Raw genomic sequence first — 15,093 nt, forward strand, 5'->3', positions numbered from 1 at the left:
CATCGGTCGCGCGCGATTTCGTGGAGCTGGCCCAGGGCTGCTCCCTCGTTCCCGGCGGAACAGGTCGCGCTGGCGCGGCTGAGATCGGCGCTGGCGCGATCATGCACGCTCTTCGTCGTGTGGCCGATGGCGACGTCGTTGTCGAGCACGGCCTGGAAGCGGGCGATCTCGCCGGCGCAGCCGCTGCCAGTCGGCATATGGAAGGTCGAGGGCGTCACGCCCGGCGCTGCCTGTTCAGGCGGCGGGGCGGGCGGTGTCGCTACGGAAGCCGTCTGGCAGGCCGACAGCAGGGTGGCGGAGAATGCAAGAACAGGCAGATGGCGCATCGGAAAACTCCGCAGATGCAAGTCGGGCCGACGATGTCTGATTCTCGCGATCAGTGAAATCGCGCGGCCGCTCGACCCGCTCTCTATTGCGGCATGACGACGGAGAGGCGGGGAGCGGTCGCCTTTTCGTCGGGGCCGATGATCGCCGGGACCCGGTTCGCGATGGGCTTCAGGCTCTTGAGATAGGCAGCGAGCGCGAAAGCGTCGGCGTCGTTCAGCTTGCCATAGGCCTTGTAGGGCATGGCGGGAGCGAGGATGCGGCCGTCGGGCCGGGTTCCCAGGCGGACGGCCTTGACGATGTCAGTCTCCGACCAGGAGCCCAGCCCCGTCTCATGGTCGGATGTGAGATTGGGCGGAAAGAAGGTGCCGAGGCCCGGAATGTGAAAGCCGACCTCCGATCCCGCCAGCCGGCGTTGCATGTCCGGCTTGCCGAGAAAGATGCCGGGCGTGTGGCAGCCGGCGCAATCCATGATGTTCGCGAGGTATTCGCCGCGCCTCAGCTTCTCCTGCGATGGGGCCGTCTGCGCGGTGAGGGCCGCCGGCACCGCGAGGGCAAAGAGGGTGAGCGCGCCCAAGATCGCTTGCCGCATGACTGTCCCCAGCGCTCGAACCGGCCGCCCGACCGGACTTCGCCCGTCCGGTCCCGTCACCTCCCGGCATAGGTGACGTTGGGGCAGCTTAGCATTGCTCCAATCTTCGGGAAAGAAGGGCAGCGGCTCCGCCTGGCCCAAAATCTAGTCGTGTTCGGGGATGAAGAGGGCCAGCACGGTGAAGACCGCCGCGGCCGCCGCCGCGAGCCAGATCGCGTCCAGCCCGATCCGGCCATGGGCCACGGCGCCCATGATCGCGCCGCCGAGCAGGCCGAGCCAGAGGATGAAATGGCGCAGGAAGGCGAGCTTCGGCCCGCCGAGCAGGGCGCCGGCGATGCGCTGGCCCATCTTCACCAGCGTGCCGGTCATGTAGGTCAGCCCGATCGAGACCTCGCCGTCGCGCTGGAAGACGCCGTTCTCGGCGCCCATGGCCAGCGCCAGGACGCCGGCTCCGGCCATGCTCAGGCCCAACCTGTCGAGCGAGGCCGAGATCAGGAGGGCGAGGGTCACGAAGGCCAGCACCGACGCCTTGCGCCGTCGATGCCCGAAATGCCCGGCGAGCGAGCCGCAGATGACGCCGCCGACGAAGAGCCCGAGGATCATCGCTGCCAGCGCGATGCCACCGGCATGGCGCCCCGCGAGCTCGATCGCGAGGCGGGTGGTGTTGCCGCTCATGAAGGAAACGAAGAAGCCGCCGAGACTGAGGAAGCCGAGCGCGTCGACGAAGCCGGCAAGGCCGGTGAGGCAGAAGGCGAGCCCGATGGCGGGGCGGTCGTAGCGCATCATGGGCGCGGGTCTCCGGCAGCGCGAGGCCGGGTCTCCAGCGCGGCGCGACCGCCGGCCGAATCGCGCAACGGCAGCATAATCCACAGAGGGCCTCTGTCATTTGTCCTGCGAGGCATGAGACACATGCTTGCGCTCGGGCGGTTCTTTCGGTTACATCCTGTCCCGTCGATTTGAGGAACGCCCGTGGTCTCGACCGCCCGCCATGACCTGACGAAGGACTGCGCCGCTGCGCAGATCGTCGGCATGTGCGCTCGCGCTCCGCTCTCGCTTCTTGGCCTTCTTCTCCTTAGCCGCCCCTGAGGGCCGGCCGGGCATGCTGCCTGGGCGCTCAGGGGATTGACGAGAACCGCCAATAGAAACCCCGCGCCCTCATCGACCGCAGCGGCGCACCGACACCGGAAGCAGASCATGACGAACCCGACCCAGACCGGCGGCTCCTCGAAAGAGCGCGTGCTGATTTTCGACACCACCTTGCGCGACGGCGAGCAGTGCCCGGGCGCGACCATGACCTTCGAGGAGAAGCTGGAGGTCGCCGATGCTCTCGACATCATGGGCGTGGACATCATCGAGGCCGGCTTCCCGATCGCCTCGGAAGGCGATTTCGAGGCCGTCTCGGAGATCGCGCGCCGGCTGAAGCGCGCCACGGTTGCCGGCCTCGCCCGCGCGATCAGCGCCGATATCGCCCGCGCCGGCGAAGCGGTGCGCCATGCCGCGAAGCCGCGCATCCACACCTTCGTCTCGGTCTCGCCGATCCATCTGGAATACCAGATGCGCAAGAGCCAGCAGGAAGTGCTGGACATCATCACCGCGACGGTGACGCAGGCCCGCAACCTGGTCGAGGATGTCGAGTGGTCCGGCATGGATGCCACGCGCACGCCGATCGATTATCTCTGCCGCRCAGTCGAGACCGCGATCAAGGCCGGCGCGACCACGATCAACCTGCCCGACACGGTCGGCTATGCCACGCCCGACGAATACCGCGCCATGTTCAAGGCGGTCCGCGAGCGCGTCCCGAATGCCGACAAGGCGATCTTCTCGGCCCATTGCCACAATGATCTGGGCCTCGCGGTCGCCAATTCGCTGGCGGCGATCGAGGGCGGCGCAAGGCAGGTCGAATGCACCATCAACGGCATCGGCGAGCGCGCCGGCAATGCGGCGCTGGAAGAGATCGTGATGGCGCTGCGGGTGCGCGGCGACGTGATGCCCTACGAGACCGGGATCGACGCGACGCAGCTGATGCGCGTCTCGAAGGCGGTCTCCGGGGCCTGCTCCTTCCCGGTGCAGTACAACAAGGCGATCGTCGGACGGAACGCTTTCGCGCATGAGAGCGGCATCCACCAGGACGGCATGCTGAAGAACAACACCACCTACGAGATCATGACGCCGGCCTCGGTCGGCGTGACCAAGACCTCGCTGGTGATGGGCAAGCATTCCGGCCGCGCCGCCTTCCGCTCCAAGCTGAAGGAGATGGGCTACGAGCTGGGCGACAACCAGCTCGAGGACGCCTTCACCCGCTTCAAGGCGCTGGCCGACCGCAAGAAGCATGTCTACGACGAGGATATCGAGGCGCTGGTCGACGAGAACATCGCCACCGCTCATGACCGGATCAAGCTGGAATCGCTGACGGTGATCGCGGGCACGCGCGGCCCGCAGCGCGCCACCATGAAGCTGGACGTCGAGGGGCGTCACGTCACCGAGGAGGTCGAGGGCAACGGGCCGATCGACGCCATCTTCAATGCGATCAAGGCGATCGTGCCGCATGAGGTGGCGCTGGAGCTCTACGACGTCCATGCCGTGACCGAGGGCACCGATGCGCTGGCCGAGGTGACGGTGCGGCTCTCGCGCGACGGCTCGTCGGTCACCGGCCGCGGCGCCGATCCGGATACGCTGGTCGCTTCGGCCAAGGCCTATCTGGTGGCGCTCAACAAGCTGATCGCGCGGGGCGGGCGCCTGCACGCACAGGCGGCAGAGTAAGGCGCAATCCCTTCTCCCCTTGCGGGAGAAGGTGGCCCGCAGGGCCGGATGAGGGGTCGCACAGGTCCGAAAGCTGCGGTGTTCGGCTCGCGATCGGCGTCGCGCGACCCCTCACCCTGACCTTCTCCCGCAAAGGGGGAGGGGATTGCCGGGTCAAGCCCGGGGTATGACGGCCGATTTCTCCTGATTCCGGTGGATGACGCCGGCGCCATCTGGCGCCGGCCCCGCTCTTGCCTTCATCTGCTCTTCCGGTGCGGTCGCTCCCCGGCGACCCGGGGGAGCGATGGCGATGGGCTATTTTCCGAACTGGACCTTGAAGACCTCGGGCGCCGTGCTGCCCGATGAGCGGCTGCCGGCGGGACAGACCGTCGTCGCCGGCCTGCAGCATGTCGTTGCGATGTTCGGCTCGACCGTGCTCGCGCCGTTGCTGATGGGCTTCGACCCCAATGTCGCGATCTTCTTCTCGGGCATCGCGACGCTGCTGTTCTTCGTCATCACGCGCGGGCAGTTGCCGAGCTATCTCGGCTCCTCCTTCGCCTTCATCGGCGTCGTCCTCGCGGCGACGGGCTATGCCGGTTCCGGCCCCAATCCGAATATCGGCGTGGCGCTCGGCGGCATCATCGCCTGCGGCGTGGTCTATGCGGTGATCGGCGGCATCGTGCAGGCGGTGGGTACGCGCTGGATCGAGACGCTGCTGCCGCCGGTGGTGACCGGCGCGGTCGTCGCCGCGATCGGCCTCAACCTGACCTCGGTCGCGATCGGCATGATCTCGGCCAGCCCCTATACCAAGTGGATCGCGCTCTTCACCGTCGTCGCGGTGGCGCTGGTCGCGGTCTATGGGCGCGGCCTGGCGCAGCGCCTGCCCGTGCTGATCGGCGGGCTTGCCGCCTATATCCTCTACGCGCTGACCGCGCCGAGCTTCGGCGCGCCGGCGATCGATTTCGGCAAGATCGGCGCGGCCGCCTGGTTCGGACTGCCGCATTTCGTGGCGCCGGTTTTCGACACCAAGGCGATGGCGCTGATCGTGCCGGTCGCGATCATCCTGGTCGCGGAGAATCTCGGCCATATCAAAGGCATCTCGGTGATGACCGGGCGCAATTTCGACCATCTGATCGGCCGCGGCTTCATCGCCGACGGGCTGGGCACCGTGATCGCGGGCGCGGGCGGCGGAACCGGTGTCACCACCTATGCCGAGAACATGGGCGTGATGGCGGTGACGCGGGTCTATTCGACGCTGGTCTTTGTCGCGGCCGGCATCATCGCGATCCTGCTCGGCTTCTCGCCGAAATTCGGTGCGGTGATCGGGACGATCCCCGTCGCGGTGCTGGGCGGGCTCGCGGTCGTGGTCTTCGGCCTGATCGCCGCCACGGCGGGCCGGATCTGGGTCGAGAACAAGGCCGATTTCTCCGAGCCGAAGAACCTGATCACCGTCGCGACGGCTCTGATCCTCGGCGCGGGCGACCTCAAGCTGCCGATCTTCGGCTACGAGCTCGGCGGCATCGGCACGGCGACCTTCGGTGCGATCGCGCTCTATCACCTGCTCAACCGCCGCGCGGCGTGACAATTCACAGGCTCGTCGCAGAAATTCGGCGGGCCTGCAAAATTTCTGTCATGGATGGGTGGACAGGGCGGGGGGCCTTTGCTACACGCGCCCTGCCTGACGCGGCCATCACCGCCGCGACGGCGACGCTTCGTGGCGTATGGGTGATTAGCTCAGTTGGTAGAGCAGCTGACTCTTAATCAGCGGGTCGTAGGTTCGAGCCCTACATCACCCACCACGGATTTTCCTGAAAAATCAAAAGCCTGAACTCCGGAAGGCACTGCGCCTTGCGACGGGCCGGGGGATGAGGCGAGCCTGCGAAAGCCTCGCGCGGTTCATGTCGTCGCGCGACATTCGCGCTTCCGCTTCACCGTCGTGGAATCCTCGGACGCCGGGGTCGAACCCATTGTGCCACTGGACCGGAGGGCAGCCTCCGGCTCATGGTGGATCGGCCGGGATCGGACAGTGAGCGGATGGGGGCGGCAGTGGAAGCGGAACAGCTTCTTCGATTGATGATCGGCATGGCTGCCGGCCTCGTCATCGGCTGGCAGCGGACGGTGCGGCACAAGAATGTCGGCATCCGGACCTTCGGCCTCGTCGGGCTGGGGACCGCAGCGGTTTCCAGCCTGTTCAGCGAGACGCTGCATCCCGACGCGGCAAGCCGTATCGTTCAGGGCGTTCTGACCGGGATCGGTTTTCTCGGGGCCGGGCTGATCATCCGCCGCAACAACGACCTGATGCCGCACGGGCTGACGACGGCGGCCGCGATCTGGGTCACGGCGGCGCTGGGCTGCGCGGCCGGACTCGGGCATTGGCAGGTCGCCGGAGCCGCGACGGTGCTGGCGCTGGTCCTGCTCTTCCTCGACCATTCGGTGGAGCGCTGGGTCGCCGGACGACCGCCACCGCCGAAAGAGCTACGGGACGACGGCCCGAAGGCGGATTAGGAGCTTCCATTCCGGCGTGCCTGCGCGGGCGATAGGGGGCTGTCTCGGCTTGCCGGCCGGCGGCGGACGAACCTTTGCGCGATTGCGACGTTCCCTTCGCAGGAAGGTCGATCACACATGACGATATCTGCTCATGGGCTCGTTGCTGGGCCCGGCAACACTCCAGCCGTTCCCGATCCGCCGCCGGAGGCACCGCCCTTGACGCCGGGCCAGGTGCCGCCAGCGCCGCCGGTTGAGGTTCCGCCCGATGCGGAGCCTCAGGGCATCCCGACCGAGCCGCCGCCGGAGCTGCCGCCCAATGCGCCGCCGGAAGCTCCTCCGGCCACGCCCGTCGACCTGCCGCCCGGGCGCGATCCGCGCCAGCCGCAGGAGTGAGGGGCGTCCGGTCGATCTTCAGAAGACGTAGCCGACGCGCACGCCGTAATTGGTCATGCCCTGATTGTCGTTGCAGAGGCCGGCGTTCGACAAATGCTCGACCGTGGCCATGACGCTCCAGTTCTGGCTGATGCGGTAGCCCAGCGAGGCGGATTCACGAAACAGAGGCGAGCAACCGAGGGCGAGCCTGTTCCGCGGAACGAAGTCGCTCGTCTTGCCATTGTGGAAGCCCAGGCCGAAGCTGGCTTCGGCGAAGAGCTTGTCGGTGAAGTCATAGGTCCAGGTGAAGCCGGCATAGACATGGCTGGTATCGCCGGCGGTGTTGATGGTGGTGCCGAGATGGATGCGCGGCACGAAGAACGCCATCACCGGATCTGCCGGCTGGAACGGCTTGACGAAGAGGAGCTCGAGATTGACGTCCGCGCTGCCGCTCTCTCGTCCGGCGGGATTATGCGCGAGAACGCCGCCACGCAACTCAGAGATCAGGCCGACCCCGACGGCTGGCGGCGCATAGGCCAGGGGAGTTGTGAGATCAGCCGCGTTGGCGGCCTCGAAGCCGAGGAGGCCGACCATAACCAAGAGCAGGACGCCCAGAGACAACTGCATAGACCGCATGCGTCGAATCCCCGCTGTGATTCGCCAAGGCTAACAAATCTCGTGCCAGGGAGAATCGCCAAAACATGGTTTGCAATTCGTTAATGACAGGTGTGGCGCCGTCGCCACTTGTTGCAGGCGGCCGTCACTGCGGGACATTCTGCTTATGGCCGAAATCCATCACAGAACACGGCGCCTGACAACGGATCCGGGATCGGCGCCGCGGCGCTCCTCCTCGGTTCCGACCAAGGTCGGCCCGAGGATGGCTGGCCGGAAATGTCGGTGCATTTCCCTGAAGCTCGGCAGATCTTAGAGCGCTGGCGCCTCGCCCGAGCCGATGTCCCAGTAGAGCCCGGCCATGGCGGTCAGCCCCTCGCGGGCGATGGCGATGGGCAGGTGCTCGTCCGGGGCGTGCTGCTGGCAGCCGGGATAGGAATGCGGCACCCAGATGGTGCGCAGCTTCAGGATCTCGGCGAAGATGTCGTTGGGCAGGGAGCCGCCGAGATTGGGCAGCAGCGCCGGCTTCTTGCCCGTGCTCTTCGCGATCGAATCGATGGTGAACTGCACCCAGGCGTCGTCCGGATCGAGCCGCGTCGCGCCGAAGCGCTCCGTGCCGGGCGTGACGATCTCGACCATCGGGAAGCCGTGGCGGTCGAGATGACGGCGCAGTGCCGGAACGACGTCATGCGGGTCGATGCCGACGACGAAGCGCAGGCCGCAGCGGGCCCAGGCGCTCGGCGGGACGGCGTTGACCGGCGTTTCCRGCACGCCGGACTTCATCGCGAGCACATCGAAGGAGCACCAACCGAAGACCTGTTCGGCGGGCGTGAGGCCGGCCTCGCCCCAGTTCGGATCGATCTGCGGGCCGTCCGGCCCGCCATCGACCTCGCAATCGGCGACCGCACGGCGCACCGCGGCGGGCAACTCCTTCGGCACCCATTCTTGGATGCGGATCTGGCCGGTGGGCGAGGTGATCGAGGCGATGGCATGGGCGAGCTGGATCGCCGGATCGGACAGCAGTCCGCCCCAATTGCCGGAATGGTGGCCGGCATCGCGGGCCTTGATCTGCAGGTCGAAGGTGATGACGCCGCGGGCGCCCAAGAACACCGTCGGGCGCTCGGCATTGAGGCGCGGCCCGTCCGAGGCGATCAGGATATCGGCCTTGAGCAGCTCGGCCTCGTCGGCGCAGAGCTCGCGCAGGCCGGGCGAGCCCGATTCCTCGCCCATCTCGATCAGATATTTGGCGTTGAAGCCGAGCTTGCCGCGCGTCTCCAGCACGGTGCGCAGGCCGTTCAGGTTGATCAGGTGCTGACCCTTGTTGTCGACGACGCCGCGGCCGTACCAGCGGCCGTTCTTCTCGACGAGCTTCCAGGGTGAGAGGCCTTCGCTCCATTGCGCGTCGAGGCCGCGGATGACGTCGCCATGGCCGTAGCCGAGAATGGTCGGCAGGGCAGGGTCCTCGATGCGCTCGGCATAGAGGAAGGGGCCCTTGGCCTTGGGATGGGTCAGGATGCGGCAGGCGAAGCCGAGCTTCTCCAGCAGCGGGCGCATCTCCAGATCGAGATATTCGGAGAGGACGGGCGCGCGATCGGGGTTCTGGCTTTCGCTGGGCATCGCGACGAGGCGTGCGAGGTCGCTCTTCATGCGGCCTGAATCGAAATAGTCCTGAGCTTTCGCAATCGCCTGCGCGCGGGTCATCGTCGGTCCTCTCCCGGATTCGAGGCCGGCACAGTGCCGGTGGACGCCGGCTTTCGCCAGTGCCAAGAGAGCGGGATGCGCCATGCCGGACGATCAGGGCATCTGTGGCGCCGTCTGCCGGAACCACGCTTCGTCGCCCATGACCTTCATCCCCCATCCGCATCAGCTCGTCGCGCGCGACGCCATCCTGGCCGCACGGGCGAAGGGGGCGGCCGGCTTCCTGCTCGGAGACCTCACCGGTCTGGGCAAGACGCTCTCGGCCTGGCTCGCGCTTTCGGCCATGCCGGAGGAGGAGATCCTGGTGATCTGTCCCAAGGGCGCGATCCCGCAATGGCGGCGCACCATCGCGCTGTCCGGCCTGCCGGCGAAGCGGGTGACGCTGATGAATTTCGAGAAGACGAAGTCGCTGCTCGCCCCGCCGGCGGACTCGAAGAAGCGCTCGACCCGCGCCAAGAACAACGAGCTGGCGAAGCTTGGCACGCCCAAGCGCATCTGGCCGCTCGTGGTGATCGACGAGGCACACCGCATCCGCAACCCGTATTCGCAGCAGGGGCTGGTCTGCCGGCAGATGGCGGCAGCCGCCGATTTCACGATCTATATGAGCGCGACCGCCGGCCAGTCGCCGCATGAGCTCTCCTATCTCTCAGCCCTGCTGGCCAAGGCTGCGGGCATGCCATCAGCCGATCTCGATGGTTTTCGCGCGCTGATGAAGCGATTGAAGATCGGCCGGGCCAAGGGGCGCTGGAAGAACTGGAGCTGGGAGCCGAACGAGACCGACCGCAAGGTGATGGCCGATCTGCTCTATCGCGGCGCGAACGCCATCGGCCTGCGCCGCCGGCCCGAGGAGATCGCCGGTTGGCCGGAGGTGCAGCGGGAGCTTGCGCCCGTCGCGCTGGATGCGCCGTCCCGCAAGCTCTACGAGGCGACCTGGCGCGAATTCCGCAAGGAGCTCGGGCTTGCCGGCGGCTCGACGCGCAAGCCGCAGGGCTGGGCCGCCGATCTGCGCTTCCGCCAGAAGGGAAGCCTGCTGCGCATCGCCGGCACGGCCGATTTCTGCGAGGATTTGCTCGGCAACGACGAGCAGGTCGCGATCTCCGTCGCCTTCCTCGAGACCAGCGCGATGCTCGCGGAAACCCTGCGCGGGCGCGGCTGGCGTACGGCTGAAATCAATGGCGAGCATTCCGGCGCGCAGAACGAGGAGACGCGGATCGCCTTCCAGACCGGGCAGCTCGACGCGGTGATCTTCACCGTGACCGAGTCGATCTCGCTGCATCGCGGCGAGATGCCGGGCGGCGAGCGCGAGCGGGCGCTGGTGATCCACGACATGCGCCACAGCGCGATCCAGCTTCAGCAGATCGAGGGGCGCTGCCACCGCGACGGCCAGCACGCGACGATCTTCTACGCCTATGCCGAGGATACGGTGGAGGAGGCCGTCGCCGCGACGGTGATCCAGCGCATGGCGGCGATGGAAGGTCTCGCCGGTGACGACACGCGGATGCTCGAGGCGATCGCGGAGATCGTCGAGGGGCGGGCGGCTGCTTGAGAGTTTGCCAGCAAGGGCGCGGGAAACCCCTCTCCCGAGTGGGAGAGGGGCAGGGGTGAGGGACCGCCGCTGCAATCATGCGTGAGAACGCCTCGCCTCACGCAGCGGATATCGCTCGCTTTACTGCTGCTACGGCAGGCCCTCACCCAACCCTCTCCCACTCGGGAGAGGGCTCCCGCGCTTCAGGCGGCAGCGCGTGCGGGGCTATCAGGCGTCCCCGCGCTCCGGCCCGAGATGGGCCAGCCGCCGCCGCACCTTCGCGTCATCCAGCAAAGCATCCGCATCGCCTTCCAGCCGATGCCGCCAGTTCGGCTTTTCGGTGATGGTTCCGGGCACGTTGGGCTGGGTCCTGATGCCGAGCGCGTCTTCCATCGGCAGGATCTTCAGCGTGCAGGGTGTGGCTGCGACGTAGCGGATCGCGGCGTCGACGACCGGGTCGGTGTTGTCCGGCTCCGGCCGCTCGCCCTCGACGAGGCCGGCATTCTGGAACGAGCCCCAGAGCAGGCCGCGATCCCAGGCGCGAATGCCCTGATGGTCGACGCCGTCATCGACCGGGTCGATGTCGGAGCCGGCCCACCAGCCAGCGGTTGGCACGAGGTCGTGGGTGCTGGTCAGCGCGACCGCGCCGGCGTCCCAGTCCCGCGGTGGGACATAGCCGTGATCGGTGCGTTCGAAGCGCAGCACGCGCAGGCCCGCGACGCCTTGCTCGTGCAGGTAATCGCGGAAGCCATAGGGCAGGGTGCCGAGATCCTCGCCGATGACGATGGCGCGATGGCGCCAGGATTCGAGCGCGATCAGACGGAACAGCGTCTCGGAGGGGAAGCCGACATAGGCGCCTTCCAGCGCGCTCGCGCCCTCCGGCACCAGCCAGAGCCGGCTCATCCCCATGACATGGTCGATGCGGATGCCGCCGACATAGCGCAGGCTCGCCCGCAGCGTCTCGATGAAGGGCGCATAGCCGGTGGCGGCGAGGCCGCGCGGCGAGAAGGTCGTCAGCGCCCAGTTCTGCCCCTCTGCGGCGTAGTAGTCGGGCGGGGCGCCGATGCTGAGCCCATGCAGGATGTCGTCCGGCCGGCTCCAGGCATGGCTGCCCGCACCGTCCATGCCGATGGCGAGATCGGCGATCAGCCCGACCTTCATGCCGRCCTCGCGGCAGGCGCGCTGGGCTTCTCCATAGGAGCGGCCGGTGAGCCATTGCAGGAAGACCTGATAGGCGATCTCGTCGGCATGCTCGGCCGCGAAGGCCGCAACCTCGGGGTTGTCGGGGTGGCGATAGGCGGGCTGCCATTCGCGCCAGCTTTTGACGGTCGGATCGCGCGTCAATTCGACGGCGTGCAGCGCCTCGAAGATCGCGTGGCCGCGCAGGAGCGGAGAAGCCTCGGCGAGATGGCGCTCGAAATCGGCGCGGGCGGCCTCGGTTCCGCTTGCAGCGGGATCGCGCAAGGCGTCGAACAGGGCGCGCAGCAGTCTCTGCCGGGCCGGCGTGGCGGAAAGCCAGTCGATCTGCGGCAGGGCGGAGAGGCGAGCCATCTCCTCCGCCAGCCCTTGTCGCGCGATGACGTCCCGGATGAGTGCGTCCGGCAATGCAGCGGCCGGGTCGGCATGGAGCGGGTTGTAGAACAGCCGCGTCGAGGGCGAATAGGGGCTGAACAGAGCGGGCAGCGCGCCATAGAGAGCGTGGACAGGGCTGATCGCCAGCGCATCGGCCCCGCGGGCCGCAGCAGCGCGGCCGAGCGCGGCGACGCCGCCGAAATGGCCGATGCCGCCATCCTCCGCGTTGCGCAGGGAATAGATCTGGGCGGCGAGGCCCCAGCCCGGCCTGCCATCGTTCAGATCGGCGAAGGTGATGCAGCGTTCCGGCGCGGTCGCGACGGTGAAGTCGCCCTCAGCGGCGTGCACGGTGTGGTAGCCGGGTTCGTCGAAGGGCGGCAGGGTCAGCGCGCCCTCATAGCCTTCGATCGTCGTCACGACGCGGCGAGCCCCGCTTTCGAGCGTGACCTCGACGGATTGTCCCGGCTCGCCCCTGAGCGGCAGGCCGACCGGCTGGCCGATGCGCGCGGTGGTGAAGCGGGAGCCCAGGCCCATGGAACCGCCTTCGGCGAGCGAAAGCGAATTGCGCAAGGCTTCGTCATTGTCGGCCGGCAGGCCGAGCGCGGCGAGGATGGCGCGCAGACTCTCGGGCGAAACCTGACGCTGCGCGCCGGTCTGGTCCGTCCATTCAGGCGCTATGCCGGCGCGGGTTGCAAGCTGGCGCAGGATGTCGTCGCTCATCGTGCGCTCCACACGAGGTCTGTCATCGGAACCGGGCCGCCATGAGAAATCCAGCCACCACTAGCCGCCGGCACTTCCATGCTCGAGCACGATCAGCGCCAGCGGCGGCAGGGTCAGCGAGAGCGATTGCCGCTGGCCGTGGGCGGGGATCGCTTGCGCACGCGCCTGCCCGCCATTGCCCAGGCCCGAGCCGGCATAGATGTCCGCGTCGCTGTTCAGCCGCTCGCGCCAGAGGCCGGCGGCGGGAACGCCGATGCGATAGTCGTGGCGCGGCACCGGCGTCATGTTGGCGACGACCATGAGCGGCGGTTTGCCGTCGCCGGCCGAGCGGGTGAAGGCGAAGACGGAATTGGCGTTGTCGTCGGCGATGACCCAGCCGAAGCCTTCCGGCTCATGGTCGAGCCGGTAGAGCGCCGGCGTCGCGCGGTAGAGCGCGTTGAGATCGCGGACGAGCTGCATGGCGCCGCGCCGGCGGGTGTCGCCATCATCCGGCCAGGGGAAGGGGGCATCGACATTCCATTCCTGCTCGGCGCCGAACTCGCAGCCCATGAACAAAAGCTTCTTGCCGGGATGGCTCCACATCAGCGCGAGGCACAGGCGCAGATTGGCGAAGCGCTGCCAGTCGTCGCCCGGCATGCGCGCCAGCAGCGAGCCTTTGCCGTGCACGACCTCGTCATGCGAGATCGGCAGTACGAAATTCTCCGAGAAGGCGTAGATCAGTCCGAAGGTGACATCGTCGCCATGGTGGCCGCGATGGATCGGGTCACGCGCGAAATAGCGCAGCGTGTCGTGCATCCAGCCCATGTTCCATTTGAAATGGAAGCCGAGCCCGCCAAGGTGGACCGGGGTGGTGACGCCCGGCCAGGCGGTCGATTCCTCGGCGATGGTAACGGCGCCGCGCCCGCGGCCGCCGACCAGCGTGTTCAGCTCCTGGAAAAACGAGACCGCTTCGAGATTCTCGCGCCCGCCATACTGGTTCGGCACCCATTCGCCGGGCTCGCGGCTGTAGTCGCGGTAGAGCATCGAGGCGACGGCATCGACGCGCAGCCCGTCGAGATGGAAGGTCTCGACCCACCATAGCGCCGAGGCGATCAGGAAGCCGCGCACCTCGCGCCGGCCGACATTGTAGATCAGCGTGTTCCAGTCGCGGTGAAAACCCTGGCGCGGGTCTTCGTGCTCGTAGAGGGCGGTGCCGTCGAAACGGGCGAGACCGTGGTCGTCCGAGGGGAAATGCGCCGGCACCCAGTCGAGGATGACGCCGATGCCGGCGGCATGGCAGCGATCGACGAAGCGGGCGAAAGCCTCGGGCGGGCCGAGCCGCGCGGTCGGCGCGAAGAGGCCGAGCGGCTGGTAACCCCAGGAGCCGCCGAAAGGATGCTCGGTGATCGGCATCAGCTCGACATGGCTGAAACCCATGTACTGGAGATAGGGGATCAGGCGCTCGCTCGCCTCGTCCCAGCTGCCCATCTGGCCCCATTCGCTGCGCAGCCATGAGCCGACATGGACCTCATAGGCCGCCATCGGCTCATTGACCGGGTTGGCGCGCTCGCGCCGCGCCAGCCATTCGGCATCGCTCCAGGCGAAGTCCGGCGCGGCGGCGACGATCGAGCCGGTGCGCGGTGGCTCCTCCTGCCGGCGGCCGAGCGGGTCGGCCTTCCAGGGCAGGGGCTCGCCATGCGGGCCGGCGATCGCATATTTGTAGACCGCGCCGGGGCCGATGCCGGGGACGAACAGCTCCCAGATGCCCGGGCCGAGGCGCCGGCGCATCGGGTGATGGCGGGCGTCCCAGCCGTTGAAGTCGCCGACGACGGAGATATGCGAGGCATTCGGCGCCCAAACGGCGAAGAGCACGCCCTCGATACCGTCGAAGACACGGGGATTGGCGCCGAGGCGGGTCGAGAGGTCGAAATGCCGGCCTTCGGCGAAGAGATAGATATCCTCCTCGGAAAGCAGCAGGCCGAAGGCATAGGGATCGGCCGCCTCGATGATGCCGTCCGGCCAGGACACGCGCAGCCGGTAGGGCTCGTCGGCCGGGCACAAGGCCTCGAAGAGCCCGTTGCCCTCGGCGATCATGGCCACGGCCTTGCGCGTATCGCCCTCGCCGGTGACGAGTTCGACGTAATGGGCGCCGGGCAGGAAGGCGCGCACCACGCTCTCGTCGCCGACACGGTGCCGGCCGAGCACCGCGAAGGGGTCGGGATGGCGCGCCTCCTCCAGCAGGAGGATATCGTGCGGGGGAAGCGACGGAAAATGGACGGAAGACTGGGGCATCAGGGGTGGTCGAACCGGTTCGGTGAGGACTCCACGGCACTCGCGGAATCGGTCATGATGCAACGCAGCAGAGGCGCTTTCCGTTCCGGCCGCAAGATGCTGCCCGCGACGCTCATTCTCGCACGGAACCAAGTGTTTGCAGCCCGGTTGTTTCCCCGGGTTTCAGCCTGGTGCAGGGAGA

12 protein-coding genes and 1 tRNA gene are annotated in these 15,093 nt (G+C 67.7%); 6 read left to right on the top strand and 7 right to left on the bottom strand.

The window, feature by feature from the left end:
* From AB4Y99_RS07140 to AB4Y99_RS07150, 3 genes are all read right to left on the bottom strand, one after another.
* Window positions 1–326: hypothetical protein (locus AB4Y99_RS07140; protein ID WP_441522834.1), on the bottom strand; the 326-nt coding region annotated here is incomplete at its 3' end.
* 83 nt (window positions 327–409) lie between these two features.
* Window positions 410–916: a c-type cytochrome gene (locus tag AB4Y99_RS07145; RefSeq protein ID WP_038358730.1), complete on the bottom strand. Its 507-nt coding sequence runs from the start codon at window positions 914–916 to the stop codon at window positions 410–412.
* A 144-nt stretch (window positions 917–1,060) separates the two neighbouring features.
* Window positions 1,061–1,702: a YoaK family protein gene (locus AB4Y99_RS07150; protein ID WP_038358727.1), complete on the bottom strand. Its 642-nt coding sequence runs from the start codon at window positions 1,700–1,702 to the stop codon at window positions 1,061–1,063.
* 408 nt (window positions 1,703–2,110) lie between these two features.
* Between AB4Y99_RS07150 and AB4Y99_RS07155 the strand changes: the two genes are divergently transcribed.
* From AB4Y99_RS07155 to AB4Y99_RS07175, 5 genes are all read left to right on the top strand, one after another.
* Complete coding sequence (locus AB4Y99_RS07155; protein WP_441522835.1) at window positions 2,111–3,676, top strand: 2-isopropylmalate synthase; 1,566 nt, start codon at window positions 2,111–2,113, stop codon at window positions 3,674–3,676.
* 283 nt (window positions 3,677–3,959) lie between these two features.
* Complete coding sequence (locus tag AB4Y99_RS07160) at window positions 3,960–5,237, top strand: solute carrier family 23 protein (RefSeq protein WP_441522836.1); 1,278 nt, start codon at window positions 3,960–3,962, stop codon at window positions 5,235–5,237.
* 141 nt (window positions 5,238–5,378) lie between these two features.
* Window positions 5,379–5,454 (top strand) — tRNA-Lys (locus AB4Y99_RS07165).
* A gap of 283 nt (window positions 5,455–5,737) precedes the next feature.
* Window positions 5,738–6,160 (top strand): MgtC/SapB family protein, encoded by a 423-nt coding sequence (locus AB4Y99_RS07170; protein WP_441522837.1) that lies wholly within the window; start codon window positions 5,738–5,740, stop codon window positions 6,158–6,160.
* A 117-nt stretch (window positions 6,161–6,277) separates the two neighbouring features.
* Window positions 6,278–6,535 carry a hypothetical protein gene (locus AB4Y99_RS07175; protein WP_133563197.1) on the top strand — a complete coding sequence of 86 codons (258 nt, stop codon included), beginning with the start codon at window positions 6,278–6,280 and terminating at the stop codon, window positions 6,533–6,535.
* An 18-nt stretch (window positions 6,536–6,553) separates the two neighbouring features.
* Here the strand turns inward: AB4Y99_RS07175 and AB4Y99_RS07180 are convergent, their stop codons facing one another.
* Window positions 6,554–7,141, bottom strand: coding sequence for an acyloxyacyl hydrolase (locus AB4Y99_RS07180; protein ID WP_248311082.1), 588 nt, complete (start codon window positions 7,139–7,141; stop codon window positions 6,554–6,556).
* A gap of 297 nt (window positions 7,142–7,438) precedes the next feature.
* Entirely contained in the window at window positions 7,439–8,827 is a 1,389-nt protein-coding gene (locus tag AB4Y99_RS07185; protein WP_441522838.1) for a M20 family metallopeptidase, read from the bottom strand.
* Between the two features lie 82 nt (window positions 8,828–8,909).
* Between AB4Y99_RS07185 and AB4Y99_RS07190 the strand changes: the two genes are divergently transcribed.
* Window positions 8,910–10,370 (top strand): SNF2-related protein, encoded by a 1,461-nt coding sequence (locus tag AB4Y99_RS07190; RefSeq protein ID WP_441522839.1) that lies wholly within the window; start codon window positions 8,910–8,912, stop codon window positions 10,368–10,370.
* 207 nt (window positions 10,371–10,577) lie between these two features.
* Here AB4Y99_RS07190 and malQ read toward each other — a convergent pair whose 3' ends face one another.
* Together malQ and glgB are read right to left on the bottom strand one after the other, a co-directional pair.
* Window positions 10,578–12,641 (bottom strand): 4-alpha-glucanotransferase, encoded by a 2,064-nt coding sequence (malQ, locus tag AB4Y99_RS07195; protein ID WP_441522840.1) that lies wholly within the window; start codon window positions 12,639–12,641, stop codon window positions 10,578–10,580.
* Between the two features lie 60 nt (window positions 12,642–12,701).
* Window positions 12,702–14,912: a 1,4-alpha-glucan branching protein GlgB gene (glgB, locus tag AB4Y99_RS07200; RefSeq protein WP_441522841.1), complete on the bottom strand. Its 2,211-nt coding sequence runs from the start codon at window positions 14,910–14,912 to the stop codon at window positions 12,702–12,704.
* Window positions 14,913–15,093: the final 181 nt, after the last annotated feature.

Origin of the sequence: Allobosea sp. TAB14 (assembly GCF_052113865.1) — a bacterium.
GTDB classification, from domain to species: Bacteria; Pseudomonadota; Alphaproteobacteria; order Rhizobiales; family Beijerinckiaceae; genus Allobosea; species Allobosea spartocytisi.

Coding starts and splice junctions, on each gene's coding strand:
- AB4Y99_RS07145 (WP_038358730.1), bottom strand. CDS start 916: ATGCGGCAAGCGATCTTGGGCGCGCTCACCCTCTTTGCCCTCGCGGTG.
- AB4Y99_RS07150 (WP_038358727.1), bottom strand. CDS start 1,702: ATGATGCGCTACGACCGCCCCGCCATCGGGCTCGCCTTCTGCCTCACC.
- AB4Y99_RS07160 (WP_441522836.1), top strand. CDS start 3,960: ATGGCGATGGGCTATTTTCCGAACTGGACCTTGAAGACCTCGGGCGCC.
- AB4Y99_RS07170 (WP_441522837.1), top strand. CDS start 5,738: ATGGCTGCCGGCCTCGTCATCGGCTGGCAGCGGACGGTGCGGCACAAG.
- AB4Y99_RS07175 (WP_133563197.1), top strand. CDS start 6,278: ATGACGATATCTGCTCATGGGCTCGTTGCTGGGCCCGGCAACACTCCA.
- AB4Y99_RS07180 (WP_248311082.1), bottom strand. CDS start 7,141: ATGCAGTTGTCTCTGGGCGTCCTGCTCTTGGTTATGGTCGGCCTCCTC.
- AB4Y99_RS07190 (WP_441522839.1), top strand. CDS start 8,910: ATGCCGGACGATCAGGGCATCTGTGGCGCCGTCTGCCGGAACCACGCT.
- glgB (WP_441522841.1), bottom strand. CDS start 14,912: ATGCCCCAGTCTTCCGTCCATTTTCCGTCGCTTCCCCCGCACGATATC.